We start from the raw sequence: 26,400 nt of genomic DNA on the forward strand, positions 1-26,400 counted from the left end.
CATAGGTGTTTAATTTTCTGAATTATCGGAGTATAGTTATAAGAGAAAGCCAATTACAACATGGGAGGTAGGAAGAATGGCAAAAGATTTGGATTTTGCTACGGAAAAAGCTGCAGGGCTAATTTCCAATGTAACAAAGAGTGTGTATGAGCTACTCGCAAAAGAGGCACTCGTGCAACATGGCTTGGAATTCCTGGAACAGGATAACGACTATACGACGAGCGAACAAATTGCGATAACCGAAATCCCGGCGCCTACATTCCAGGAGTCGGTGCGCGGCTTGGACTATAAACGGAGATTAATCGGGTACGGGCTTCAAAATGTCACGACTGACAAACAGGGGAACGTATTCGGGGTTCGGAAGGGGAGCGGGGGTGGGCCACGCCTCGTTGTATGCGCCCACCTTGACACCGTTTTTCCTGAAACGACCGATGTGAAGGCGAAGCAAAGTGATGGGAGGATATATGCTCCGGGCATTGCCGATGATGGGCGCGGGCTTGCAGCAGTCCTGACATTGCTGCGGGCTTTTGAAAAGACAGGCATACATACAGTTGGGGATATCGTGTTCGGAGCAACCGTCGGGGAAGAAGGCCTTGGCGACTTGAACGGGGTCAAAGCGCTATTTGAAAATAACAACGACATCGATGGCTTTATTTCCATCGAACCAGGCAGCCCCGAACGGATTACGTATCTTGGCACCGGAAGCCGGCGCTACCATATAACATATAACGGTCCGGGCGGGCACAGCTTCGGGGATTTTGGAAAGCCGAGCGCCATCCATGCACTCGGCCGGGCGATTGCGGGTATTAGCGATATCGAAACGCCTGCTGAACCGAAAACGACATTTACCGTTGGGACGATTCAAGGAGGGACATCGGTCAATACGATTTCAGCGAGTGCCGGTATGCTCCTTGATTTGCGATCCGTTTCACCCGATGCCCTTGAGGAGCTTGAGGAAAAGGCACTCGGGATGGTGAAGGAGGCGGCTGATGCGGAAAATAAGCGTTGGGGCACCGACTCCATCCGGGTCGAAATTAAGCTTGTCGGCGACAGGCCGGCTGGTTCTCAGCCTGAGGACAGCATCATTGTCCAGGCAGCAATTGGAGCATCCACAGCGCTCGGTTTCGATCCCGTACTGAACGGGCCGGTGAGCACGGATTCCAATGTGCCAATCAGCCTCGGGATCCCGGCTGTTACACTCGGTGGTGGAGGAGCATTCGGCGGCTGCCATACCCTTGAGGAATATTACGAACCAGCAGGCGCCTATAAGGGTGTTCAAAACATCTTTTTAACAATACTTGGCCTCGTCGGAGTGGAAGGAGTAACCCAGCCGCTTTTGCTGAAGCGGTGACCTTTAAAAGGGAGGAAGCCTCGTGCCGCCTCCCTTTCTGCAACTATTTATCCATTTTCTATGCAGCTTGTGTCTACGAAGGGTGCCAGGCACCGAATCGTTATTTAAAAGAATATTTAGAAAATAAAGAGGGATTAGTGCTTCGGGTGTCGAAGTATTTATTGACATATTTTTAAAAGGGGGCAAGTTTATGGCAAGGATGCAGTTGGAGGATTTAAAAAAATATACGAAGGAGCAGGTGCCAGGGGCAGTTGAGATTTTAAAGGAGTATTTGAGGCTGCCGACGATTTCTGCCCAGAATACAGCGATTCCGGAAACGGTTGCTTTTGTTGTGAACATGGTCCGGGAGGCAGGCGGGGAGACCCAGGTTCTCGATGACCTTGGCGGGAATCCTGTAGTTTACGCCTTTTTCGCGGCTGGAGAAGGCGGAGACCCGGAAAAGACACTTTTGTTCTACAACCATTACGATGTACAGCCGCCCGACCCGCTTGAGGAATGGCATTCAGCTCCGTTTAACCCCGTTATTGTTGATGGAATCCTCTATGCGCGCGGCGTAGCAGATAATAAAGGCGACCTTGTCGCAAGGCTTGCAGCCATCAATGTGCTGCAAAAAGCGGAAGGCGGCCTTCCATGCAATATTAAATTCCTCATTGAAGGCGAAGAGGAAATCGGCAGTCCAAATCTGGCACCTTATTTGGAAAAATACAAAGATCTATTTGCGGCTGATGCATGCATTTGGGAATTTGGCGGAAAGGATGCCGAGGACCGCATCAATATGGTCGCGGGCATAAAGGGGATGGCATATCTTGAACTTTCCTGCATCGGGGCAGATATTGATATGCATTCATCCGTTGGCGCCTATGTGGATAACGCGGCCTGGCGGCTTGTCCAGGCGCTGGCCACAATGAGAAACGAACGAAATGAGATCAAGGTGGAAGGCTTTTACGACGGGATCATCCCGCCAACGGAAGAAGAATTGGCTGCGGTTAGGGCGCTCCCATTTAATGAAGGGGCAACAGCAACTCTTTACGGACTGAAGCGGCCGCTCATTACGGCCGCCAAGGGTGAAGACCCGCGTGAAGCAATGGTTTTCCATCCGACGATGACGATTTGTGGACTGGAAAGCGGCTATACCGGCGATGGGGCGAAAACCGTCCTCCCGAAAAGCGCGAAAGCCAAGGTCGATTGCCGGCTCGTTCCAGGCCAGGATCCGGACCATATCCTCGACTGCGTTGAAAAGCATTTGGAAAAGCACGGATTCCATGATGTGAAGGTCACTTCCCTTAACGGCCAGAAAGCATACCGTTCGGATTACAACCATCCTTTTATTCAGCATGTGATTGCGACTGCCAATGATGTGTACGATGCCGGATGCGTCCTTGCGCCTAATTCCGCCGGAACCGGGCCAATGTTTATTTTCGGTGAGACCCTTCAGCTTCCCATCGTCAGTACGGGCGTCGGCTGGGTGAAATCGAAAGCGCATGCGCCAAACGAATCAATTCGCCTGGCTGACTTCGAGCAGGGTATCGTCCACATGGCCCATATGCTTGCAGGGTTCCCAGAAGCCATGAAGCTTGCTGCCGAAACAGTGGAAGCTTGATATTTATATAGGAACACGTTCAAAAGGCAATTTTTAACAGAAAGGACCAAACCAAAATGACAATAGGAATACAGCCATTTTTGCATGTCCGGACGGCAAAGAAGCCGATTTACCACCCAGATGGCACGAAAATCAGTTTCATCACCGATTATACCGGCTTGCCACAGGTGTGGGAGCTCAGCCTGAATGGCGGCTGGCCGGCGCAAAATTCGTTTACGGAAGAAAGAATCATGTTCGTCAGCTACATAGCAGGCACCTCAAAGCGAATTATCGGCATGGATGCCGGGGTGAACGAGAAGCAGCAGTTGTTCCTGTTGAACGATGACGGAACCCTTGTACCGCTTACCGATTCACCGGAACATATCCATCAATACGGCGGGAGCTCCCCGGATGGCAAATGGATTGCATGGGCGAGCAACAGAAGGAATGCCGCACAGTTTGATATTTATGTTCAAAACCTTGAAACTCTTGAGTTTAAAAAGGTTTCCGAGGGAAATGGCATGTACCATGTACTAAAATGGTCACCCGACGGCCAATCCTTGCTGGTCGACAGGGTGAACACCAATCTGGATAACGACCTTGGCCTGCTCAATCTTGATACCGGGGAAGTTTCTTGGCTGACTCTCCACGAAGGCGAAGCGAAATTCGAAAACCCCGAGTTCAGCAAGGATGGCGGGACCATTTACGTTTTGACAAACAAGGATCGCGAATTCGTCGCCCTGGCCGCCATTACGGTCGCTACGAAAGAAATGGCATGGCTCGATGAAAGGGAATGGGACCTCGAAGGGCTGGCGATGAGCAAGGACAAGAACGTGCTTGCCTATTCAGTCAATGAGGGCGGAATATCAAAAGGCGCCTTATATCATATTGAAGGCGGCAGAGTCACCACTTGGGAAACGCCCGCAGGAGTAATTTCCGAACTTTCATTTTCACCGGACAGCAAAAAGCTTGCCTATGTGCTGAATGGCTCCACGCAGCCATCGGACGTATGGGAGCTGGATATAGAATCAAAGGATACAAGAAGGCTTACATTCGTATCAAGCCTGCCGGTTGTTGAGGAACAGCTTATCGCGCCAGAGCTAATCACATTCAAATCGTTCGACGGCCTTGAGGTGCCAGCCTTTTATTATAGGCCAAAAAACGCCGAAGGGAAGCTGCCGGTCGTTGTATTTGTCCATGGCGGACCCGAGTCGCAAATCCGCGCGGTCTACAATCCGTTCCTGCAATATTTCCTGAGCCGCGGATATGCGGTGTGCACGCCAAATGTAAGGGGAAGCACAGGGTACGGTAAGAGCTATTCCCATCTGGATGATGTGCGGAAGCGGATGGACTCGGTAAAGGATCTCGTGTCCCTCGTCGACTGGCTGAAGGAGAATGGTAACGCCGATCCTGATAAAATTGCCGTCATGGGCCGAAGCTATGGAGGCTTCATGGTTCTTGCCGCCATTACGCACTATCCGAAGCTATGGGCAGCGGCAATCGATATCGTCGGGATTTCAAGCTTCAAGACTTTCCTTGAAAACACGAGTATTTGGCGCCGCAAGCTGAGGGAAGCGGAATACGGCAGCATCGAAGCGGATGGCGATTTCTTTGATGAGATCGACCCGCTTCACCGAACGAAGGACATCGAATGCCCGGTCATGATGCTCCACGGTGCGAACGACCCGCGTGTGCCAATCGAGGAAACTGAGCAAATGGTCAATGAATTGAAAGCCAGGAACCATCCCGTCCAGTACATCCGGTTCGAGGATGAAGGCCATTTCTTTGTAAAATTGAAGAACAACATCACCGCCTATACGGGCGTAGCCGACTTTTTGGACGTACACATTGGGAAGGCTGCGACAGCCATAATGAAATAAGAACAGGTGCATATCGGCAAAATGGGAAATGAACCCCATCTCCGTGCCTCAGTCCACAACCCCCGCCTGAAAGCTAAGCGGGGGTTGCTTTTTAGAAAAAACTGTATATAATTGGCGAAATTTGTGGTTTACTGAAAATAGGAGTGCCATTTCTTCGTATGTGACCGGGGGTGGGTAATGGGATGTTGCTTGACTATGTTCTGAATCTTTCGATGTTTTGTTTAATGGTAAATATGCCATTGGTTATACGTTCATTCATAAAACCTAATCCAATTAAGCATTTTCGCCTGTTTGCAGGTTTGTATGCAGGAATCGTATCCTCAATACTCGTACAGCTATCCATTCACCAGCAGGGATATTCATATGATATTCGCTATGCGGTGCTTATCCTTGTTTTTGCATATCTCGGACCGCTTCCAGGTTTGCTTGCAGGGGGTATTGCCCTCGGTGCGAGGCTTCTTGAAAGCCCGAACTGGCTGCCGGCGGTCGTTGGTTGGTTAGTAATTATGACAGCGCTTACCTTAATTGATCGAAAATATGCCTATGTCCGTCCGGCACTTAAATGCTTCATCCTTTACGGATTCTATGCGGCTATTTATAGTATTTTGATTCCCGTTATCTTTGGTGTCTTTCGGAATGATCCTTTCTTTCATATCCAATATCTAGTGTTTGTTCTTGGTGGTGTCCTGTTGGGCGCCCTCCTGATTGAGTCGTATGAAAAACTCCACAGGACCATTTCTGAAAAAAAAGCCATGAAGAGGAGTTTAGGAGAGAGCGAGGCAAAGTACCAGCTCATTGCCGAAAATACGTCCGACCTCATTACCGTTATAGGAAAGGATCATTCCTTCAACTATTTTTCCCCATCGCATGAAAGCACTCTTGGCTACAGCTGCGAGGAGCTATACGCAATGGAGATATTGAGTATCATCCATCCGGAAGATTTAAACCCGTTTAAGAGCGCGATAAATGACTTTTTTGGGAAAAAAGGAACACTTTCAATTGAACTGAGATTGCGCCATAAAGAGGGCCGCTGGGTTGAATTTGAATCCCGCTGCATGCCGGTAAAAGACAACGAATCAATTGAGCACATTGTCATCGTTAGCAGGGATATTACTGAACGGAAAAAAGCCGAAGAAATCCTGTTGCGATCGGAGAAGCTATCTGTAGTTGGCGAGCTTGCGGCGGGAGTCGCCCACGAAATTCGCAATCCCCTGACAACGATAAAGGGATTTATCCAGCTTTATAAAGCAGAAAACCCCGCTTTCAAGTTTAATGATTTGATTCTTAATGAACTGAGCCGGATTGAAACGATTACTAGTGAAATGCTGTCGCTTGGCAAACCACAGGCCATTACTCTGGACAAGGCAAATATAAGGGACATCATTGAAAATACAATTGATATTCTTTCTCCTGAAGCACATTTGAAAGACGTCCAATTCAGATTCCAATATGAAGAACCAGAATTCCTTATAAAATGTGAAAAGAATCAGATCAAGCAAGTGTTCCTGAACATTTTTAAGAATGCCATGGAAGCGATGGGGGATGGAGGGGAAATCGAAATCACTCTTCGGAACGATCAAGCCGGGAAATGCCTCATTACCGTACAGGACGAGGGCTGCGGCATTCCCGAAGAGATTCTCCCGCGCCTTGGCGAACCTTTTTACACCTTAAAAGAAAAAGGGACGGGCCTCGGCTTGATGATTTGCCATAAAATCATCAAACAGCATCATGGGAGTATTGTGTATGAGAGCCGCGTGAATGAAGGGACGCTCATCACGATTACGATGCCGCTTGCGAGATGATAGCGGTGTTTTTTAAAAAATGAAAAAGGAACTATCTCTCCAAACGATCGCCTCCTATACGGGGGCTTTTTCCTATTATCGGCCTTCGTTGTGAACAAAATGAACAAAATGAAGATTAAGTTTTTAATGCCTTTTAAATTTATAATATTCAAATTATCTAAATGTTTAATAAAATTGAGAAAGCGTTTTCATTTTAAAAGGGGGATATCGTATGAAAGCATGGAGGAAGATTTCGCTTTTGGCAGCGGCGGGGGTACTCGCATTAAGCTTAGGGGCATGCAGTGAAAAGGAATCTGCAGGGGGAAAGAAAAAAAGCGGTTCCGATTATCCAACCAAAGCCATAACAGTAGTGGCTCCATCCGGCGCGGGTGGCGGATGGGATTTAACTGCGCGTTCGTTTACAAAGATTCTTAGTGAAACAAAATTGGTCAAGCAGCCAATGACGGTAGAAAACAAGCCGGGAGGCGGCGGTGCGGTATTCATGGCTGAATACGCAACCCAGCATGTATCCAACAACCAAATGCTGTTTGTAAATTCACCGCCAATTATCATCAATAATCTTAAAAAGGAAGGAAACAGCCCATACGGCTATGCGAATACGACACCTTTGGCGCAATTGACGCGTGACTATGGAGCGATTGTCGTTAAAGCGGATTCCAAGTTCACCGATTTGAAATCCATTTTGGATGAGGTGAAAAAGGATCCTTCAAAGCTGACATTTGCCGGTGGATCCGCACCTGGTTCAATGGACCATTTGATTTCCATCCTGCCTGCCTTTGAATACGGGATTGACCCGACAAAGGTAAAATATGTTTCCTATGATGGCGGGGGTGAAGCGATTACCGCCCTTCTTGGCGGCAATGCAGATGTTATTGGAACCGACGCATCCAGCGTAAAAGAATTCCTGAAAGCCGGTAAAGTAAAGGTTCTGGCTGTCACTTCAACCGAACGCCTGGGAGGCGATTATGCGGATGTTCCTACCGCGAAGGAACAGGGAGTAGATGCCGAATTTACGATTTGGCGCGGCGTGTTCGGCCCTGAAAAAATGTCGGAAGAAGCAAAGGCTTATTGGGACAAGGCAATCGCCAAGCTCGTAGAAACGCCTGAATGGAAAACTGAAGTTGAATCACAGGGATGGGAAATGGAATACAAGAACAGCAAGGATTTCAAAGGGTTTTTGAAGGATCAGGAAGGCCAGGTACAGAAACTTCTTGAAGCACTCGGAATGCAAAAATAGGATATGGAGGGAAGGAGTTTCTTCTCCTTCCCGATTTTCAATATTGGCCCAAATCTGAAGTGGAACTGAAAACTTCAGACAACAAGGGGGAATTACAATGGATAACAAGTTTGATCGGATAGCGTCGGTACTCTTTCTCGCGGTCGGCCTCGCTTTTGTAGTTGGCAGCAAAAAGCTGTCCGCAACGGCCTACGGGAGCAGTGTGGGCCCGGATATATTTCCTTTCTCTTTGGGAGTATTGCTTATCCTTTTAAGCATACGGCTTTTCTATGAGACTTTTAAAAGGAAAAACACCGGGGATAAAAAGGAAAAAATCCACTACAAACCATTCCTTATCATTTTCGCAGCGACGATTATTTACGCACTGGCCTTGGAGACGGTCGGCTATGTCATCACGACATTTGTGTTTCTCTTTGTTTGCTTCCAGGTAATGGAGCGTTCCAAATGGGTGGCTTCCTTGCTCATATCAGCGGGATTTTCCTTAGCGGTTTATTTTCTCTTTGTCGAGGTGCTTAAAGGAACGCTTCCTGGCTGGCCGGTTTGGTTTTAGAGAAGGAAGGAGAAGGTAACGTGGAAGTTATACATTATTTAATCGAAGGTTTTGGTACGGCATTCATATGGTACAATCTCATCTTTGCATTTGTCGGGGTACTGATTGGTACCGCTGTCGGGGTTTTGCCTGGAATAGGGCCAATGAGCGGTGTCGCGCTCCTGATTCCTGTTACAGCTTCAATTACCGGCAATTTGCCTCCCGAACAGGCTGCTACAAGTGCGATCATTCTTTTGGCAGGCGTTTATTATGGGGCGATGTATGGGGGGTCGACAACCTCCATTCTGATCAATACCCCTGGTGAATCTTCATCGGTCGTTACTACACTTGATGGCTATCAGATGGCGAAAAACGGGAGGGCCGGAAGCGCTTTGTCCATCGCGGCAATCGGCTCGTTTGTCGCAGGGATTTTTACGCTGATCGCGCTAGTTTTATTGGCAACCCCACTGTCAAATGTCGCCCTTAAGTTCGGGCCCGCAGAATATTTTTCTTTGATGCTTCTTGGCCTTGGGGCAGTCAGCGGGCTTGCGGGAAAGTCAGTGACAAAAGCTTTGATTATGACCGTTACAGGACTACTGGTGGGAACAATCGGGATTGACAGCGTATCGGGAATTGCCCGTTTTACTTTCAACCAGCCATGGCTTTATCAGGGTATTGAGTTCCTGAMGATTGCGGTTGGACTTTTCGCCCTTGGGGAAGTGTTTAAAACGATTTTGGAAAAGGATTCAGAGGATTCCCAAGTCGCAGCCATCAAAAACCTGTACCCGACAAAAGCCGAGCTGAAGGAATCAGCCGCTCCAATCGCAAGGGGCTCCCTGCTTGGCTTTTTTATCGGCATTCTTCCCGGGGCAGGAGCGACACTCGCATCCTTTTTCTCCTACCTCTTGGAAAAAAAGATTTCCAAGAATCCTGAAAAATTCGGGAAAGGGGCGATTGAAGGGGTCGCTGCCCCCGAATCGGCGAACAACGCCGCATCTGGCGGAGCGATGATTCCCCTTTTGACGCTCGGAATTCCAGGGTCGGGTACAACAGCCATCCTTATGGGCGCCTTGATGATGTACAACGTGCAGCCAGGGCCACTGCTATTTGACAACCATCCGCAGGTGGCCTGGGGGCTGATTGCGAGCATGTTTGTCGGCAACGTGATGCTGCTCGTTCTGAACCTGCCGCTCGTTAAATTTTTCGCGAAAATCATCCAGACTCCGAAGAAGTATTTGATTCCGATTATTATCGCCATTTCCATTTTCGGCGTCTATGCCGTCCAAGTATCGGTGAATGATTTGCTGCTTCTCATTTTTTGCGGCCTTGCCGGATACTTCCTAAGCAAACATGATTACCCCATCGCACCGCTTGTCCTTGCGCTCGTACTGGGGCCAATGCTTGAAAATAATTTACGGAGGGCATTGACCATTTCGAATGGCGATTTTTCGCCGTTTTTCACACGGCCGCTCTCGCTCGTTTTCATCTTAATGACCATCTTATGGCTGGTTGTTCCAATATTGATGAAACTAAAAGGAAAAGCGGTTGTCATAAACGAAGAGGCTTGAGACAAAAAACTCCTATCTGGGAGTTTTTTTGTTTTTTAAAAAAAGTATCTTGTTGGCAGAATATTCACGATTCATTATGATAGGAAGAGGGAGGTTGTTATGCGCTTACATACAAAGTTGATGGTTGGCATTAGCTTGGTTATCCTGTTGATTGGCGGGATATTTGAATATACATTTAAAACAATTATGGAAGAGAACCTAAAGCATGAAAAAGGAACAAAAGCCCTTTCAGTAGCCCAGTCAATCGCCAATATGCCGGAAATCCAAAGAGCTTTTTTTTCAAAAAACCCGTCGGCTATTATCCAGCCTATTGCCGAGAAAATCAGGCAAGAGGTGGACGCGGAATTCATTGTTATCGGAAATAGGAAAGAAATACGCTACTCCCATCCAAATCCGTTAAGAATTGGCCAAAAAATGGTCGGGGGAGACAATGTCCGGGTCTTCAAAGGAGAGTCTGTTATCTCTGAATCTACAGGAACCCTTGGCCCGTCGCTTCGTGGGAAAGCGCCTATTTTTCATGATGGCAAAGTCATCGGCGTCGTTTCAGTCGGATACCTTCAGACCGATATTGAAAGGGAAGTTTCAAAGGTCCAAAAGAAGATATTCCTTGCGACTCTCACGATTTTGCTCGGAGGCATCGCAGCAGCCCTATTAATCTCTTTAAATATTAAAAGAGCCATTTTTGGGCTGGAGCCAAAGGAGATTGCCTGGATGTACCAGGAAAAGCACGCTATCCTCGAATCAATTTACGAAGGCATCATCGCGATTGATACTGACGGAAACATAACGGTCGTCAATGAAACGGCCCATAAAATCCTGGGCGTCCCAAACCATATCCTGCTGCGGGGCAAAAGAATTGAAGAAGTCATCGTTCATTCCCAGCTTCCAAATGTCGTGAAAAGCGGGAAAGCGGAATATGACCAGGAACTCACGATTAACGGAAACTCATTCTTTGTTAACCGCGTTCCAATCATTAACCATAAAAATGAGGTGATAGGCGCTGTTGCGAGCCTGCGGAATAAATCAGAGATATCGAAGCTCCTCAGGGAATTGACGCATATCAAATCGTATGCGGAAGGGCTCAGGGCACAGACACATGAATATTCGAACAGGCTATATACGCTTTTGGGCCTTATCCAACTTGGTTCGTATAAAGAGGCAGTCGAATTTATATCGAAAGAGATGGACCATGCACAGGGGTTTATCGAATTTTTGATGAGGGAGGTGCCTGACCCGGTCATTGCTGGCTTCATACTTGGAAAAACAAGCCTGGCAAGCGAAATGAAAATAACGTTCAATGTGGACGAGTCCAGTTCTTTTAAGGATGTACCTCCTGAAATTAGCAGAGATAATTTGATTACGATTATTGGGAACCTCATTAATAACGCCTTTGAGGCTGTGAAGGATGACTCTGAAAGGAAGGGGACGGTTTCCTTATTTTTAACAGACCTGGGGAAGGATTTAATTATTGAGGTAGAGGACAACGGAAAAGGAATTCCGAATAAAGCCTGTGGCAAAATTTTTGAAGAAGGCTTTTCGACGAAACCTTCAGCATCTAACCAGGGAATTGGCCTTAGCCTCGTCAAAAATGCTGTGGAAAGCCTTGGCGGAACCATTACCTTCTCTTCCATTGAAGGGAAAGGGACTCTTTTCACCGTAGCATTACCAAAAAGGGGGAAGCGGAATGGACAGCCACAATCATATTGAAGTGCTCATAATTGAAGATGATTTAAGAGTTGCGGAAATCCAGCAGAAATTTATTGAACAAATTGGGGGCTTTACGACCGTCGGGATTGCCGCAAGCTATAATGAGGCGAGAAGCTATATCGACATTATGCAGCCCGATCTTGTTCTGTTGGACGTTTACTTTCCGGATATGGACGGGATAGACCTGTTAAGGGAGCTAAAGCAGCAAAAAAAGAAGATTGACGTGATCATGATTACCGCGACCAAGGAATTTAACCGGGTGCAGGAAGCTGTTACAATTGGCGTTTTTGATTTTATTATTAAACCGGTTATTTTTGAACGGTTCAAACAAGCACTTATCCGGTATCGTGACTATTATGTCCAGCTTCATCATCTTGGCAGGCAGTCCTCCCATGTTACCCAGCAACAAGTTGATATGCTTTTAAGGAAAGAGGCGGGCGCCATTGTGGCAGAGAAAGTACTGCTTCCGAAAGGGATAGATCCTCGTACGCTTGAAAAAGTCCTCGATGTCCTCGTGAAGGCGGATTCAGGGCTAACGGCTGAATCAGTCTCAATGGAAATCGGGGTTAGCAGGACGACCGGAAGGCGGTATTTGGAGTATTTGGTTTCAGAAGAGAAAGTGGATGCGGACTTGGCGTATGGAACAGTTGGGAGGCCGGAACGCATCTATTTGGTAAAAGAAAAATAATAATCCGATTGTTTCGGAGTTTTGCCCGGCTTAGGTGAAAGCCGGGCTGTTTGTAATTGGCGGTGCAAGTGAGTGGGAAAACGATTAAAACCAGCCATCATCGACCGAACTGTTGTCGGCAATGGAATAGGCGGCCTTCGTAATGGCTTCAGCCAATGTGGCTCCGGATGCACGGATTTCATTGAATGATACTTCATTTTTTTCGGTAGCTTCATATATATATCCGGCCTGCTTCAGCCGTTCCACAATTGCCATCGCATGATTCAGGTTGATGGAGGGCTGAAAGTTGGAAACAGGAATGAAAACCTTGTTTTCCGGGTCGTACCAGCGATCCCATCTGTTCAGCTTCCAGCCCATTATTCTCCGGGCGATAATCTCGGTTTTCTCCATCGTGTTCGCTCCTTTTGTCAGATGCTACTATTTTAGCATTCTTTCAAACCTGTACCTGTTGCAACTTTTTGAAAAATAACTCCCATAATGGAGAAAAGACAAAATTATTTCGTATAACGAAAGTTTCGGTAGTGAAATTACTTTCGTTCCATGCTATAATTGTCGATATATGAAACTATTAATATATCTTCAGCTTGGAGATGGATAATGCATGGCAACATGGAAACGTAATTTATGGGTTCTTTGGATTGGTGTGTTTTTTACAGCAGCCAGCTTTTCAATGGTCATTCCGTTCCTGCCATTATTCCTTCTGCAATTGGGTGTGGAAGAAAACACTGAAATGTGGTCCGGGCTCATATTCGGCTCGGCATTTTTCGCTGGCGCCATCGCTTCGCCTTTTTGGGGGATGGTGGCCGATAAATACGGCCGCAAACCGATGATTGTAAGGGCAGGTATTGCCCTTTTTGTTATTTATACACTTATGGCGTTTGTTACGAACCCTTATCAAATCCTTGGGTTAAGAATCCTGCAAGGGTTGTTGAGCGGATTCATTCCAGGCGCGATTGCCCTTGTAGGCACAAACACTCCCGGCAAACATGTAGGGTACGCGCTTTCGCTCATTTCCTCGGGTTCGGCAGCCGGACAAATCGCCGGGCCGCTGTTTGGCGGAGCGATAGCCCATTTTGTCGGGAACCGCTGGGCATTTGCGACCGGGGGAATCATCGTCGGACTGGCGACATTGCTTATCATCTTCTGGGTGCGCGAGGAGAACTTCAGGCCGAGCAAGGAAAAGGGTTCGGTCCTTAAGGACTTCAAAGTGGCTCTTAACAATCATACCTTCCTGCTCGTGCTCATTCTGTCACTCGTCGTCAGCTGTTCAGTCATGACAATTGAACCTGTCCTCCCTTTATATGTTGTAAAATTAAGCGGGTCTGCCGATAGCGCCGCGCTGCTGGCCGGAATCATTTTCTCCCTTCCAGCCATCGCCAGCGTCCTATTTGCTCCGCGGTGGGGGAAATGGGCAGATAAAGTCGGCTTTCAGAGGGTACTGTTTATCGGCTTGCTTGGCGGGGGCCTCGGCATGCTTGCGCAGGTTTTATTCGCGGAAATATGGGGATTTTCCATTACCAGGTTTATTTTCGGGATCTTCTTCTGCGCGGTTTACCCTGCATTGAACGGACTTGTTGTAAAATCGACGCCAGATGATTTCCGGGGCAGGGCATTCAGTCTGAATCAGACTGCGAATCAGCTCGGAGGAATGATTGGGCCAATGATTGGGGGATTTATCGGAGGCATATTCCCGGTCCAGGTTGTCTTTATCGCAACAGGCATCCTGCTATTGGCCGCGATGGCTGCTGTCCATATGAACGCGGGCGAGCTAAAAGGCGGAAAATTACGAAGGTCATTCGCACACGGAAAATCATAATCATAATAGCCTGCAAGCCTTGCCCGGGAATTCGGGAGGGCCAGCAGGCTTTCTTTTTTGGTATATGGGAAAATTAGGTGGATTTGGGGTGTTGATGGAATGGAAAACCCCAACTATAATGAAAGGAAATCCATTAAAGGAGAAATGTATGAGAAAGAAAATCGAATTCTGGCTTTGGGCACTGCTTACACTCGGCGTTGAAGCCCTCTTTTCGTATACTGTTTTCGCCATGCTAAAGGAGAGGGGTTTTGTCTATACATTCCGGCTCCCGATTAGCACACAGTATATGTCTTTTCAATATATTCTCTTGTTTTGCTCGGCCGTCTTTCTGGCAGTAACACTAGGGGGTTTCCGGAAAGAAAGCAATGAAACTGAATCCCTGTTTCAATATTTTGCATCATTTTTCAAGCATCCCATTCCGGTTGGGTCGCTCTGCCTCTTCCTTGGGACGTTTTTGTTTTTATAAAAATGGCTCTTACTCTTCGTAGGGAAATAGCCAATAGTAATTGTTATATTGATAAACATCCAGGGACCAGCGACAATGGGGTCCTATTTTGTTTTTCCAAATGACTAACAGGTTGGCGGGAGGCAAAACGGCCTTGAAGAGAATTCTGTTTCGAAGTGGTATACTATAGTCAATGTTTCTTTTGAAGGATTTCTGCAATGCGAAATGGAGGTGCCGTTATTTTTTCAAAAAGAAACGCTATCATCTGATAAAGGAAGATATTGATGCGTACAAAAATTCCTATATATGAAAAGATTGCAATTGATATTGCGAACCGTATATACAATGAAAAGTATAAGGTCGGCGAAAAGATTCACGGGCGTTCTACCTTGGCGAGCGAATACAATGTGTCGCCTGAAACGGTTAGGAAAGCAATAAAGATCCTTGAGGATGTCGCGATTGTAAAATCTGAGAAGGGCGCGGGAGTTGTTATTTCTTCGAGGGAGAATGCATTAACGTACATCAACCGTTTTTCCAACCTTGAAAGCGTAAAGGATATGGAAAAAAAACTTCGAAAGATTATTGCGGAACGTGAAAAGCTGGACGGAGAACTTTTTGAAACGATTGAGCGAATCGTCGATTACTCAGGGAAACTGCGATATACAAATCCGCTCGTACCGATTGAAATTGAAATTAATGAAGATTGTTCGCAAATCGGAAAGACGATTTCGGAAATGAAATTTTGGCAAAACACCGGCGGGACGATTGTCGGGCTGAAAAGGGAAGGGGAGATCATCATCTCGCCAGGGCCTTACGCCAGTATCGAAGCGGGGGACATTTTGCTCGTCATTGGCAATGAACATACATATAACCGTGTTTTTGACTTTTTAAACGAATAAAGGGACGGATCCAGCGCTTATTTCGGCAACCCGAAGGAAAGCGTGGATTCGTCCCTTTTCTATTCTAATTATTTATTAATTAGACCTTCTTCAATTAGAAAGTCCTTTGCGACTTTTTGCGGAGATTGCTTCAAGCTTTCCACGCGGTAGTTTAGTTCGCGCATCTTTTCGTCTGTCAACTTGCCGGCAAGCAGGTCAAGTGCGCCTTTTATTTCGGGATGTTCGCTCAATGTGTCTTCCCTGACGATAGGAACCGCGTAATAAGGCGGGAAGAATTTTTTGTCATCTTCAAGCACCTTCAGCTTAAATTCCTCAAGCAAACCGTCTGTTGAAAACGCATCGATTACATCGCTCTCTTTGCTCCTGAGCGCCGTGTAGCGAAGGCCGCCGTCGACTGCCCGCAAATCCCGAAAGTGCATATTGTACATTTTTGCAAGGCCGGGAAGCCCATCCTCCCTATTTGTAAATTCTATCGTTGCGCCTAGTGTCAATTCATTGCTGGCTTTCGCAAGGTCGGAGAACGTTTCAAGCCCATACTTCTCTGCTGTATCCTCCCGTACCGCAAGTGTGTACGTGTTATTAAAGCCGAGCGGTTTGAGTGTTTCAAGGTTGTATTTTTTCTTGAAATTGTTCCGGACGATGTTATACACCTCATCGGGATCATTCGAGATTTCTTTTTTCAAAATGCTAACAAGCCCCGTTCCAGTATATTCGATATACGTGTCAATGTCTCCTTTCCTAAGGGCACCGAACACAACCTGGGTTCCGCCAAGCTTCAGCTTCCGTTCTACCTCAAGGTCAGTTTTGTCCTCTATCAGGTCAGCGGCCATATTGGCGAGAAGCACGGCTTCTGTAAAGTTTTTCGATCCAATTGCAATTTTTTCTTTCGCGCCAACCATATTGAAGGCGTAAGTAATACCGATTCCGACGATGGTAATCCCAATCAGCGCAGGAATTGCAATCCTTCTAGCCAAGGATGGCTTTCTGTTTTTGGAGGCTGTTTTTGACGTATAGGAAATTTTAGACTCAACCCTGCCGACAACGAAATCGATGAGCAATGCGAGGATACAGGCAGGAATTGCGCCTGCAAGAATCATATTATTGTCTACCGATGAAACCCCTGAAAAGACTAGGTAACCGAGGCCACCTGCACCAACGAACGCGGCAATCGTCATCAGCCCGACTGCTGTAACAGCTGAAATCCGAACCCCCGCCATGATAACCGGGAATGCGAGCGGCAGCTGGATTTTCCGCATGATTTGACTGTTCGTCAGTCCAATCCCACGCGCTGCTTCAAGTATATCCCTGTCAATATTCGTTAGCCCTGTGTAGGTGTTTTTAACAATGGGAAGAAGGGAGTAAATGACGACCATGACAATCGCGGGAGTGCTGCCAATCCCAATAAAAGGAATGAGGAATCCCAAAAGCGCTAGGCTTGGGATTGCCTGGGCGACATTCGCCGCTCCGATTACCGGCTTTGATAGTGCTTTATTCCGCGAGATGATGATTCCGAGCGGCACCCCGATGGCAACCGCAATCAACACGGAAAGGATGCTTAAATAAATATGCTGGCCAAGCAAGTTCACTATCTGGCCTGTATTATTGGATAAATAGTCAAAGAAAGAGTTCATTAAAATGCCACCTCCAGGTCCATGAGCTGGCTGCTTAATGCCGAAAGAATACTCGTTCGGGTAATCAGCCCCCTTAATTGCCCTGCATCATTCACTACAGGCAAATAGCCAATCCTGTGTTCATTCATTTTCTTAAAAACATTTATTAAATCCAGGTCTTCGGAAATGGAATGGATATTCCGTTCCATTACCTGGCTGATGAGCATGGACCGGTCGGTCACTTGGATGTCTTTCAACGTTACAAGGCCAATCAACGTATTGTCCTTTCCCGTAACCATCAGGCTGTCCACCTTTTTTTCCTTCATGATTTCAAGCGCCTGCAGCACATTCCGCAACGGTGAAACCTTGACAGGATTTGGAATCATGATGTCTTCCGCTTTCAGCACTTCCGGGTTGTTCCATACCCGCCTTTTTCCAAGGAAGTTCTCGACGAATTCCGATGCGGGATTTTTAAGGATATTTTCAGGCGTGTCGTATTGCAAAATCTCCCCATCCTTCAATAGGCAAATACGGTCTGCGATTTTATACGCCTCATCCATATCGTGGGTAACGAAAATGATTGTCTTGTTTAATTCCTTTTGCATATTGAACAATTCTTCCTGTAGGGAACTTCTTGTTACGGGGTCAAGGGCGCTGAATGGTTCATCCATGAGAATGATATCGGAATCAGTAGAAAAGGCACGCGCTACACCGACGCGCTGCTGCTGCCCTCCGCTTAATTCCTTCGGGTAACGGTCGAGGTATTGGACGGGGTCCAGGCCAACAAGATTTAATAGCCTTTCCGTTTTTTCTTCAATGGCGGCTGGATTTTCGCCTTTAAGCTTCGGAATCAGTTCAAGGTTTTCCCGAATTGTCATATGCGGAAAAAGGCCGGTACTTTGAATGACATAGCCAATATTCCTGCGCAACTCGATCGGATCTGTTTTTGAAATATCCTTCCCGTTTATATAAATTTTTCCTGACGTTGGCTCGATCAGGCGATTGACCATTTTTAAGAGAGTGGTCTTTCCACAGCCGCTCGGACCAATAAAAACAACTAGCTGTCCTTCCTCGATTTCGAGGCTGAAATTGTGGATGACTGCCTGCCGCTGATATTTTTTGCCGATATTATCGAACTTTATCATCGAAATCCCCCTATTTTTCTTTTGTAAAAAGTAACAACTTTATACTAACACAAGAGTTGTTGGTTGAGAAAGACTTTAGCCAGTTTTTGCCGAAACCGGAAGAAAGGATGCAATTGGAAGAGCTGTGGGCATGGGCGCCTGCCTGAGGTTAAAAGTTACTTATTCTTTTATTTACCAATTCTTTTAAAAAGGAAACCTTTTCCTCAGAAAAAAAGTCCCTTGCAGTCATCGGGAAGGAGTAGTTTTGTCGAAACCTGAAAATGGTTGTATTTTTGCGCCGTCAAATAGTAGTCAATCCGGCTATTTTTTGCTAATAATAGATAAGAGAATACAAGGTTTGGAGAGACGGGATGAAGAAGATAAGGAAATTGTCGAAAAAGAGGAAGGAAAAGCAGAGGTTTTTTCATATTATGATAATCCTTGCCGGAGTCTTCTTTCTTGTAGCGGCTTTGAACGAGGAGTTTTCTTTAACCAAAAAGCCTGAGCTCGTTTTTAAAAACATCCCATCGGAAAATGTGAAAAGGTATACGCCTTTAATCCATAAGGAACTTGAGAAGGTTCAGCTAGAGGAGTATACGCCGCTCCTTGCCGCGGTAATGCAGCAGGAAAGCAAGGGGGTCGGAGGGGACCCGATGCAGTCGTCCGAATCGGCTGGGTTGCCCCGCAACGCCATTAATGATCCCGAGCAAAGCATCCGGCAGGGGGTCAAGCATTTTCAGAGGGCAATCGAATATGGGGAAAAGAAAAATGTCGATCTTCCCACCATCATCCAAGCGTATAACATGGGACTTGGGTATATCGACTTTATTTCGGAAAAGGGTGGAACACACAACGAAGAATTCGCAAAAGATTATTCGTACATTCAGGTCCAAAAAAATCCGAATCTTTACAATTGCGGCGGTAATAAAAACAATTTCCGCTACCCTTATTGTTACGGGGATTTCACTTATAGCACGAAGGTTATGAGCAATCTCCACTCAGTTAATCAGCCTTTGGCGGGGAAACGGCATTGATGGAGCCACGGCGGGTTCCCTGGCTTTGGACTAGTTCCCATAGGGACGAATTGGGATAATAAATGCATAATTTGGAAGAATAAAGGTTGGGTGATTCTCCGGAATCTACCCGGCCTTTTTTATTTGGCGAAAGGAATCCAAAGCGATGGGAAGATTAGGATGGAAGAGATTTTAGTTCCGATAGGGAGGACGTTAACCAGTTTCGTCCTATTGATTTTTGTCACCCTTATCATCGGCAAGCACATAAATTCACATAAAACCCACTTTAGCTTCGCTTTGTCCGTTTCAATTGGCTCTTTTATTGCAAATATGGGGTTTCACACAAACCTTAAGTTCATGGATATTTTAATCGCGTTTGTTGCTTTATTGTTTTTATATTATATTTGCCTTCTGCTGTCCTGGAGAAGCCGATGGATAAGGAAGTGGCTGTCAGGCAGGCCGACAGTGTTAATTGAAAACGGGAAAATACTCGACACAAATATGAAGAAGGTAAAATTGTCAATCGATGACCTCAATCAGCTATTAAGGGAAAAGAGCGTTTTTAATATTGGTGAGGTCGATTATGCCTTGCTGGAAGTCAGCGGCGCCTTATCCATTATTAAAAAAGCGCCATACCAAACCCCCACAAAGCAGGATCTTGGGATGACATATGCCAAACAGTCCCTTCCTGTCGAATTGATCATGGATGGGAAAATCATTGCCAAAAATACAAGTGGAATTTACAGCCAGGATTGGATCGAGACGGAATGCGTGAGGAGAGATCTGAGAGTTGAAAACATTTATTATGCTGTCATTAACACGCGGGGGGTTCTTTTTATAGACAAATACGAGGACAAGCTTTCATCGCCAACAGATATCGAGTGAAGCGGGCCATGAGGTTAAGGTGGAGTTAAAACAATTTTCAATGGCCTATCTTTGGAACTTATTGGTTTATCATCGAGATTATCGGGGAAAGCAGAACAAATAGCCTTACGAATAATCCAGAAAAGAAAAGGTAAGCGCAAGCATAAATCCCTTCCAAGCAAGCTTTAGGCACGGTCGGAAAAACTTGCAAAATTGGTTGGGGACTAGCTGGTATTCAGCCTCCCGCCTATATGGCTGGAGGCCATTATTTTTGCAAAAAACAGAAGGGGGGAGCGCAGCTAGGTGGCGGAAGACTCACAAAACAGGAAATGTTTAGAATATAATTATTATTTTCAAAAAACTTTCTTTTGTAAGGTTAATAGGTGGAAAACATTGTTTTATCTGCATTTTTAAAAAGATTTCATTACTTATGGCAAAAAAAGTTTTTGACAATTTTAAACCAAAGAAAGTATCATGGAATAATAATAGAGGAGGCTAGAACCATGTCAAACTTCAATAGACAGAAAATTGTGGACAGTGTTCCGCAAACAGGATTTTTTGGGCATCCAAAAGGCTTGTTCACACTTTTCTTCACCGAGTTCTGGGAGAGATTCTCATACTACGGGATGAGGGCAATCCTTGTTTACTATATGTATTATGAGGTTTCAAAAGGCGGTCTTGGCATCGACCAAAACACCGCGCTTGCTATCATGTCTATTTATGGATCGCTTGTTTATATGTCAGGTATCATTGGCGGCTGGCTGGCCGACAGGGTATTCGGAACAGCGAAAGCTGTATTCTACGGCGGAATATTAATTATGTTAGGGCATATCGCCTTGTCAATTCCGGGGAACGTCACCTTTTTCTTTGTTTCCATGGTCTTGATAGTTCTAGGTACAGGTCTGTTAAAACCGAACGTTTCATCCGTCGTTGGAGAAATTTACAGTGAAAAGGATGAGCGCAGGGATTCCGGATTCAGTATTTTCTACATGGGTATTAACCTTGGCGCATTCATTTCACCTCTAATTGTTGGTAAAGTGATGAAAACAAGTTTCCACCTAGGCTTTGGGATTGCCGCTGTTGGTATGTTCTTCGGTCTACTCATGTTTGTTTTGACAAAAAAGAAAAACCTTGGGCTTGCAGGCACCACTATTCCAAATCCATTGTCGCCTTCCGAAAAGAAAAAGACTTTTTTGGCTATCGGGGCGGCTGTCGTTTTGCTTGGTTGCTTGATTGCTGTTGCCATCCCGGCAGGATTGCTGACATTCCACAGCTTTATTAATCTTGTCGGTGTTCTTGGTATATTAATTCCGACCTTGTATTTCATTGTTATGTACCGCAGTCCGAAAACAAATGATGTCGAGCGCTCTCGCCTGATTGCCTACATTCCATTGTTTATCGCATCGGTTATGTTTTGGGCAATCCAGGAACAAGGGGCTACAATCCTTGCAAGCTATGCCGATAAGCGGACACAGCTTAACTTTGCCGGATTTGAAATTCCCCCGGCATGGTTCCAATCATTGAACCCATTGTTCATCATCACGTTGGCGCCTGTTTTTGCGTGGATGTGGATCAAGCTTGGTAAACGCCAGCCATCTATTCCGCAAAAATTCTCTTTGGCACTGCTGCTTGCCGGCTTGTCCTTCCTGGTCATCCTTCTTCCGGGATACTTAGGCGGAACCGAGACGCTCGTTAACCCGATGTGGCTTGTATTGAGCTACTTGATTGTTGTACTCGGTGAGCTTTGCCTGTCGCCGGTCGGCCTATCAGCTACAACAAAGCTTGCACCAGCGGCATTTTCAGCGCAAACAATGAGCCTTTGGTTCTTGTCCAGTGCCGCCGCGCAGGCAATCAACGCCCAAGTGGTCAAATTCTATTCCGCACAAAACGAAATTGCCTACTTCGGTATCATTGGCGGCGCGTCAATCGTGCTCAGCCTCATTCTTTTCATCATAGCTCCGAAAATCGAAGGCTATATGAAAGGAATCCGCTAATAAACCTATCGAGCACCCGCACCCTTGCAAAAGGGAGCGGGTGCTTTTTTTGTATTTTAGTGCCTCCTTTTTGGTGCCAGCACCTGTCTGGGACGTATTTTGTCCCACGAGGGTGCCTGGCACCGCCACTCATTTACCCCAATTATTTGGCCATGCCAACTTTCTAGGAATTTTTGCCCTATTTTAGAATTTTTATCTAGCCAGAGTGTTTTGGCTGTTGTAGAATGGTTATCAAGTTATTATTTCGCTTTTCGTAATAGTTCGAAAATGAGACATAGGAGGGCTGAAACCGCAATATATTGGTTTTATGTTTAGTTTTACCTAGGGGGAGAAGAGAGAAATGCAAAGTTTTCGGTGGATATGGGGCTATTTGAAGGAGTACCGGTTCCGGTTTTTCCTAGGATTGGCCTTTGCGCTCGTTGTTACATCTTTAAATTTGGTTAATCCTTTTTTCGCGGGAAAAATCATAGATAAAGTCATTTTGGGAAAGCAGCAGGAATTGTTATGGCCCTTCATCGCCACGATGATTGGGGCAACCGTGCTGAAAACGCTGATCCGCTACACCTATCAAATCCAGTTTGAGCGGATTTCCCAGAATACAATTTTCCGGATTAGGAAAGAGCTGTATGACGGGCTCAACAAGCTGGATTTTCATTTTTACGATAAAACAAAAACCGGTGATATCATGGCAAGAATGACCGGGGATATGGAAATGGTCCGGGCGTTTTCCGCATGGTCAATTTATATGATTTTTGAAAATGCCACCATCCTGCTATTCGCTGTCGGCTTTATGTTTTACATTCATCCGCAGCTTGCCCTCACGATGTTGCTTGTAACGCCGATTATAGGTTTTTTCGCTTATAAGATGACGTTTGCCGTCGGTCCGACTTTTTCGGAAATCCGCACTCAATTCGCTAAATTGAATTCGGTCGTCCAGGAAAACATAAGCGGAAATCGGGTCGTAAAAGCGTTCGCGAAGGAAGAGCATGAGATAAAGAAATTTGCCGCCGAGAATGAAGGCTACAAGGAAAAGTCGCTTGCATCCGCGAAGGTGTGGGAGAAGTACCTTCCTGTACTTGATTCGCTTGCCGGACTTTTCACAGTCGTCATGATTCTCGTGGGCGGAGTAATGGTCATCAATGGGTCGCTTACAATCGGTGAACTCGCCACTTTCAACGGCCTCATTTGGGCGCTGAACAACCCAATGCGTATGGCCGGATGGCTCATAAACGATGTTCAAAGATTCAATGCCTCCGCTAAAAAAGTTGAGGAATTGATGAAGACCACGCCGTCGATCGCAAACGACGGCAAAAAGCTGAACGAGGAAAAGTTAAAGGGATTCGTCGAATTCAAGAAGGTTTCGTTTTCCTACGGCGATGAGGATGTGCTAAAAGACATTAGTTTTAGCGCGTCACCAGGGCAGACCATCGGAATAATCGGGGCGACGGGATCAGGCAAATCAACCCTGGTGAATCTTTTGAGCCGGTTTTACGATGCCGACAGCGGAGAAGTGAAAGTCGACGGTATTAATGTAAAAGACTGGGATCTTTACAAACTCCGAGAGAGCATGGCGATGGTCATGCAGGATATATTCCTGTTCTCGGATACGATTGAAGGGAATATCGCATACGGCAATCCGGATGCAACACTTGATGAGGTCCAGGCGGCCGCGAAAATGGCGGAAGCGCATGAATTTATCCTCGGCCTCCCCGAAGGTTATGACACGATTGTCGGGGAACGCGGCGTCGGCCTTTCCGGAGGCCAGAAACAACGGATTGCGCTTGCGAGGGCCCTTTTGAAAAATCCATCGATCCTGATTCTGGACGATACAACGTCCGCGGTTGATATGGAAACCGAACTCAAAATCCAGGGAACGCTGCAGTCCGTCCTAAAAGGAAAAACATGCTTCATCATCGCACACCGGATTTCTTCAGTGAAAGATGCCGACTTGATTCTGGTGATGGAAAATGGCCAAATCATCGAGCGGGGAACACATGGGGACTTACTGAAACAAAAAGGGTATTACTCGAAAGTTTTCATCAATCAGCATAATAGCTACCAGGGCCAGGATGCAGCAAAGGAGGTGGTGTAGGCGATGGCACGGAATAAATTTGATGTCGATGAGGAGCTCGAATCGCCATTTCGCCTCGTCCACTTCCAGCGTCTGCTGGTGTATATAAAGCCGTACAAGAAAAAAATCATGATTACGGTCATGATGATGCTATTGGCGAGCTGTGCCAACCTTATTGGGCCTTATCTCGTTAAGCAGGCAATCGATAAGGAAATCCCGGCTAAAGATATATCAGGTTTGTTCCTTTTAGCCGGGATCTACATTCTTGCCCTTATCACCACCGGAATTTGCATGAAGTTCCGGATACGGATGATGTCCCAGACCGGGCAGAGCATTATCCGGGACATCCGGAAGGATTTGTTCATCCATTTGCAAAAGCTGTCATTCTCTTTTTACGACAGCCGCCCGCATGGGAAAATCCTTGTGAGGGTCGTAAACTATGTCAACTCCTTAAGCGATCTTTTATCCAACGGAATTATCAATGTCATTACCGATTTGTTCAGCCTTTTGGTCATTGTCGGTTTTATGCTTTCCATCGACCCCAAGCTGACCCTTTATGCAATGGCTGGCTTCCCGGTTCTTGCCGGCGTCATTCTTCTTTTGAAAAATGCACAGCGGAAGGCATGGCAAATTTTGAGCAACAAGCAATCCAACATGAATGCATATATCCATGAAAGCATCAGCGGCATTAAAGTGACCCAGGCCTTTTCCCGGGAAGAGGAAAACGCGCGAATTTTCGGTGAAGTTTCAGGCAGTTACCGCACTAGCTGGATGCGCGCGATTAAAATCCACTTCCTGCTCTGGCCAGCAATCGAAAACATTTCAGTCCTGACGGTTTCATTCATCTATATCATTGGCGTTTCGATGATTGGCGATGGGGTGACAGTCGGTTCCCTAGTTGCATTCGTCGGCTATATTTGGATGTTTTGGACGCCGCTTGCAAACATCGGGAACTTCTATAACGCAATCATTAACGCAATGGCCTATCTTGAGCGTATTTTCGAGACCATGGATGAAAAGCCAGCCGTAACAGATGCGCCAAATGCAAAAAAACTTGCACCTATCCAGGGGCAGGTCGAGTTCAAGAATGTTGTGTTTGGCTATGAGGCAGCGGACCGGATTCTTGATGATGTCAGTTTCAAGGTTGAGCCTGGCGACACGATAGCCCTAGTGGGCGCGACCGGTTCCGGAAAAACGACCATTGTCAGCCTGATCAGCCGCTTTTACGATATCACCGGCGGTAAAATTGAAATTGACGGCACCGATATCAATACCGTCACGATTCCGTCACTCCGCGGCCAAATGGGTGTCATGCTGCAGGATCCGTTTATTTTCTCGGGGACCATCCTGGACAATATCCGCTATGGCCGGCTTGATGCCACGGATGAAGAAGTGATTGAGGCGGCAAAAGCCGTCCAGGCCCATCAGTTCATCAGCCAGCTGAAGGACGGATATCAAACGGAAGTAAACGAGCGGGGCACAAGGCTTTCAACCGGCCAAAGGCAGCTAATCTCCTTTGCACGTGCATTGCTAGCCGACCCGAGGATTTTGATCCTCGATGAAGCGACTTCCTCAATCGACACGGAAACCGAGCTCGCATTGCAAAAAGGACTGGAAACACTCCTTAAAGGAAGGACGTCCTTCATCATCGCTCACCGCCTATCGACAATTCAAAACGCGACCCGCATCCTGTTTATCGAAAGCGGAAGGATTGTTGAAGAAGGCTCCCATCAGGAACTATTGCGGCGGAAGGGCCACTACTGGAAACTCCACGCCTCCCAGAAGGCTGTATAAAGGTGTTTAATTAAAGGCTTCTCCCGTAAAAAAGGCTTTCCCCATTTAAATGGTGGAATGCCTTTTTTGTGGTTATAGGACCGGTTAGGGGTATAAACTTCGTTGAGTCCAAAGAAACCGATGCTTGGACAGAAAAGTGAATTTTCAGCGGACGTGTGTCCAAAGACCCCCAGGTTTGGACACAAACTAGAAATCTAGGAGCTATGGGTCCGAACCAATCATTAGAAGTTACACCAAGCCCTCCTCTCACCACCGAACTCCCACAAAAAGTTTTTCGTGGCGGCCTATAAGTGCTGGAGCCAGAATTCGACCGAATAAGAAAAATTTGTCGCAAAAAACAGGTAGAAAAAAATACCATTAAGGTAAAAACTATGTAACTATTATGTATGAAATCGTTCTAATATATAAAGGGCAATTCCTCCAAAAATG

The 26,400-nt window shown here is 46.4% G+C and carries 20 protein-coding genes; 17 read left to right on the forward strand and 3 right to left on the reverse strand.

Annotated elements, in window-relative coordinates:
• Positions 1-76: 76 nt before the first annotated feature.
• The 9 genes from ADU24_RS06760 (at position 77) to ADU24_RS06800 (ending at position 12,341) form a co-directional block, all read left to right on the forward strand.
• Complete coding sequence (locus tag ADU24_RS06760; protein WP_053365914.1) at positions 77-1,351, forward strand: M20/M25/M40 family metallo-hydrolase; 1,275 nt, start codon at positions 77-79, stop codon at positions 1,349-1,351.
• A 199-nt stretch (positions 1,352-1,550) separates the two neighbouring features.
• Positions 1,551-2,951 carry a M20/M25/M40 family metallo-hydrolase gene (locus ADU24_RS06765; RefSeq protein ID WP_053368814.1) on the forward strand — a complete coding sequence of 467 codons (1,401 nt, stop codon included), beginning with the start codon at positions 1,551-1,553 and terminating at the stop codon, positions 2,949-2,951.
• 56 nt (positions 2,952-3,007) lie between these two features.
• On the forward strand, positions 3,008-4,810 hold the full coding sequence (locus tag ADU24_RS06770; RefSeq protein ID WP_053365915.1) for a S9 family peptidase: 1,803 nt from the start codon (positions 3,008-3,010) through the stop codon (positions 4,808-4,810).
• 182 nt (positions 4,811-4,992) lie between these two features.
• Positions 4,993-6,612 (forward strand): ATP-binding protein, encoded by a 1,620-nt coding sequence (locus ADU24_RS06775; protein WP_053365916.1) that lies wholly within the window; start codon positions 4,993-4,995, stop codon positions 6,610-6,612.
• Between the two features lie 211 nt (positions 6,613-6,823).
• The gene (locus ADU24_RS06780; protein ID WP_053365917.1) at positions 6,824-7,849 is read left to right on the forward strand and encodes a Bug family tripartite tricarboxylate transporter substrate binding protein; all 1,026 of its coding nucleotides are present in this window, start codon (positions 6,824-6,826) and stop codon (positions 7,847-7,849) included.
• A gap of 97 nt (positions 7,850-7,946) precedes the next feature.
• Positions 7,947-8,399 (forward strand): tripartite tricarboxylate transporter TctB family protein, encoded by a 453-nt coding sequence (locus ADU24_RS06785; protein ID WP_053365918.1) that lies wholly within the window; start codon positions 7,947-7,949, stop codon positions 8,397-8,399.
• A 20-nt stretch (positions 8,400-8,419) separates the two neighbouring features.
• Entirely contained in the window at positions 8,420-9,946 is a 1,527-nt protein-coding gene (locus ADU24_RS06790; protein ID WP_053365919.1) for a tripartite tricarboxylate transporter permease, read from the forward strand.
• A 99-nt stretch (positions 9,947-10,045) separates the two neighbouring features.
• On the forward strand, positions 10,046-11,653 hold the full coding sequence (locus ADU24_RS06795) for an ATP-binding protein (protein WP_082306842.1): 1,608 nt from the start codon (positions 10,046-10,048) through the stop codon (positions 11,651-11,653).
• Positions 11,631-12,341 carry a response regulator gene (locus ADU24_RS06800; RefSeq protein ID WP_053365920.1) on the forward strand — a complete coding sequence of 237 codons (711 nt, stop codon included), beginning with the start codon at positions 11,631-11,633 and terminating at the stop codon, positions 12,339-12,341. The genes ADU24_RS06795 and ADU24_RS06800 overlap by 23 nt, the downstream gene beginning before the upstream one ends.
• Before the next feature lie 84 nt (positions 12,342-12,425).
• On the opposite strand, the gene ADU24_RS06805 is transcribed toward ADU24_RS06800, so the two are convergent.
• The gene (locus tag ADU24_RS06805) at positions 12,426-12,731 is read right to left on the reverse strand and encodes a BC1872 family protein (protein ID WP_053365921.1); all 306 of its coding nucleotides are present in this window, start codon (positions 12,729-12,731) and stop codon (positions 12,426-12,428) included.
• Between the two features lie 211 nt (positions 12,732-12,942).
• Here ADU24_RS06805 and ADU24_RS06810 point away from each other — a divergent pair, with 211 nt between their 5' ends.
• The 3 genes from ADU24_RS06810 to ADU24_RS06820 all read left to right on the forward strand — a co-directional run bounded on the left by ADU24_RS06810 (position 12,943) and on the right by ADU24_RS06820 (position 15,501).
• Positions 12,943-14,157 (forward strand): MFS transporter, encoded by a 1,215-nt coding sequence (locus ADU24_RS06810; protein ID WP_053365922.1) that lies wholly within the window; start codon positions 12,943-12,945, stop codon positions 14,155-14,157.
• A gap of 148 nt (positions 14,158-14,305) precedes the next feature.
• Complete coding sequence (locus tag ADU24_RS06815; protein ID WP_156324530.1) at positions 14,306-14,623, forward strand: hypothetical protein; 318 nt, start codon at positions 14,306-14,308, stop codon at positions 14,621-14,623.
• Between the two features lie 263 nt (positions 14,624-14,886).
• Positions 14,887-15,501, forward strand: coding sequence for a TrkA C-terminal domain-containing protein (locus tag ADU24_RS06820; protein WP_053365924.1), 615 nt, complete (start codon positions 14,887-14,889; stop codon positions 15,499-15,501).
• A gap of 68 nt (positions 15,502-15,569) precedes the next feature.
• Here ADU24_RS06820 and ADU24_RS06825 read toward each other — a convergent pair whose 3' ends face one another.
• Both ADU24_RS06825 and ADU24_RS06830 read right to left on the reverse strand, forming a co-directional pair.
• Complete coding sequence (locus ADU24_RS06825; RefSeq protein WP_053365925.1) at positions 15,570-17,132, reverse strand: ABC transporter permease/substrate-binding protein; 1,563 nt, start codon at positions 17,130-17,132, stop codon at positions 15,570-15,572.
• Positions 17,132-18,256, reverse strand: a complete 1,125-nt coding sequence (locus ADU24_RS06830; protein WP_053365926.1) for an ABC transporter ATP-binding protein — start codon at positions 18,254-18,256, stop codon at positions 17,132-17,134. The genes ADU24_RS06825 and ADU24_RS06830 overlap by 1 nt, the downstream gene beginning before the upstream one ends.
• Positions 18,257-18,606: 350 nt before the next feature.
• Here ADU24_RS06830 and ADU24_RS06835 point away from each other — a divergent pair, with 350 nt between their 5' ends.
• The 5 genes from ADU24_RS06835 to ADU24_RS06855 all read left to right on the forward strand — a co-directional run bounded on the left by ADU24_RS06835 (position 18,607) and on the right by ADU24_RS06855 (position 25,971).
• Entirely contained in the window at positions 18,607-19,269 is a 663-nt protein-coding gene (locus ADU24_RS06835; protein WP_053365927.1) for a lysozyme family protein, read from the forward strand.
• A gap of 159 nt (positions 19,270-19,428) precedes the next feature.
• Complete coding sequence (locus ADU24_RS06840; protein ID WP_053368816.1) at positions 19,429-20,133, forward strand: DUF421 domain-containing protein; 705 nt, start codon at positions 19,429-19,431, stop codon at positions 20,131-20,133.
• A 482-nt stretch (positions 20,134-20,615) separates the two neighbouring features.
• Positions 20,616-22,106, forward strand: coding sequence for a peptide MFS transporter (locus ADU24_RS06845; protein ID WP_053365928.1), 1,491 nt, complete (start codon positions 20,616-20,618; stop codon positions 22,104-22,106).
• Between the two features lie 340 nt (positions 22,107-22,446).
• Positions 22,447-24,198 carry an ABC transporter ATP-binding protein gene (locus tag ADU24_RS06850; RefSeq protein WP_053365929.1) on the forward strand — a complete coding sequence of 584 codons (1,752 nt, stop codon included), beginning with the start codon at positions 22,447-22,449 and terminating at the stop codon, positions 24,196-24,198.
• Between the two features lie 3 nt (positions 24,199-24,201).
• Positions 24,202-25,971 (forward strand): ABC transporter ATP-binding protein, encoded by a 1,770-nt coding sequence (locus ADU24_RS06855; RefSeq protein WP_053365930.1) that lies wholly within the window; start codon positions 24,202-24,204, stop codon positions 25,969-25,971.
• Positions 25,972-26,400 lie beyond the last annotated feature (429 nt).

The sequence above is a fragment of the Bacillus sp. FJAT-27245 genome (assembly GCF_001273955.1).
Lineage (GTDB): Bacteria > Bacillota > Bacilli > Bacillales > Cytobacillaceae > Bacillus_D.

Excerpts from the sequence above, each read along its gene's own strand:
- ADU24_RS06780 (WP_053365917.1), top strand. The coding sequence starts at position 6,824 with ATGAAAGCATGGAGGAAGATTTCGCTTTTGGCAGCGGCGGGGGTACTC.
- ADU24_RS06825 (WP_053365925.1), bottom strand. The coding sequence starts at position 17,132 with ATGAACTCTTTCTTTGACTATTTATCCAATAATACAGGCCAGATAGTG.
- ADU24_RS06830 (WP_053365926.1), bottom strand. The coding sequence starts at position 18,256 with ATGATAAAGTTCGATAATATCGGCAAAAAATATCAGCGGCAGGCAGTC.
- ADU24_RS06850 (WP_053365929.1), top strand. The coding sequence starts at position 22,447 with ATGCAAAGTTTTCGGTGGATATGGGGCTATTTGAAGGAGTACCGGTTC.
- ADU24_RS06820 (WP_053365924.1), top strand. The coding sequence starts at position 14,887 with ATGCGTACAAAAATTCCTATATATGAAAAGATTGCAATTGATATTGCG.
- ADU24_RS06775 (WP_053365916.1), top strand. The coding sequence starts at position 4,993 with ATGTTGCTTGACTATGTTCTGAATCTTTCGATGTTTTGTTTAATGGTA.
- ADU24_RS06855 (WP_053365930.1), top strand. The coding sequence starts at position 24,202 with ATGGCACGGAATAAATTTGATGTCGATGAGGAGCTCGAATCGCCATTT.
- ADU24_RS06815 (WP_156324530.1), top strand. The coding sequence starts at position 14,306 with ATGAGAAAGAAAATCGAATTCTGGCTTTGGGCACTGCTTACACTCGGC.
- ADU24_RS06800 (WP_053365920.1), top strand. The coding sequence starts at position 11,631 with ATGGACAGCCACAATCATATTGAAGTGCTCATAATTGAAGATGATTTA.
- ADU24_RS06845 (WP_053365928.1), top strand. The coding sequence starts at position 20,616 with ATGTCAAACTTCAATAGACAGAAAATTGTGGACAGTGTTCCGCAAACA.
- ADU24_RS06840 (WP_053368816.1), top strand. The coding sequence starts at position 19,429 with ATGGAAGAGATTTTAGTTCCGATAGGGAGGACGTTAACCAGTTTCGTC.
- ADU24_RS06795 (WP_082306842.1), top strand. The coding sequence starts at position 10,046 with ATGCGCTTACATACAAAGTTGATGGTTGGCATTAGCTTGGTTATCCTG.
- ADU24_RS06805 (WP_053365921.1), bottom strand. The coding sequence starts at position 12,731 with ATGGAGAAAACCGAGATTATCGCCCGGAGAATAATGGGCTGGAAGCTG.
- ADU24_RS06765 (WP_053368814.1), top strand. The coding sequence starts at position 1,551 with ATGCAGTTGGAGGATTTAAAAAAATATACGAAGGAGCAGGTGCCAGGG.
- ADU24_RS06835 (WP_053365927.1), top strand. The coding sequence starts at position 18,607 with ATGAAGAAGATAAGGAAATTGTCGAAAAAGAGGAAGGAAAAGCAGAGG.
- ADU24_RS06760 (WP_053365914.1), top strand. The coding sequence starts at position 77 with ATGGCAAAAGATTTGGATTTTGCTACGGAAAAAGCTGCAGGGCTAATT.
- ADU24_RS06770 (WP_053365915.1), top strand. The coding sequence starts at position 3,008 with ATGACAATAGGAATACAGCCATTTTTGCATGTCCGGACGGCAAAGAAG.
- ADU24_RS06810 (WP_053365922.1), top strand. The coding sequence starts at position 12,943 with ATGGCAACATGGAAACGTAATTTATGGGTTCTTTGGATTGGTGTGTTT.
- ADU24_RS06785 (WP_053365918.1), top strand. The coding sequence starts at position 7,947 with ATGGATAACAAGTTTGATCGGATAGCGTCGGTACTCTTTCTCGCGGTC.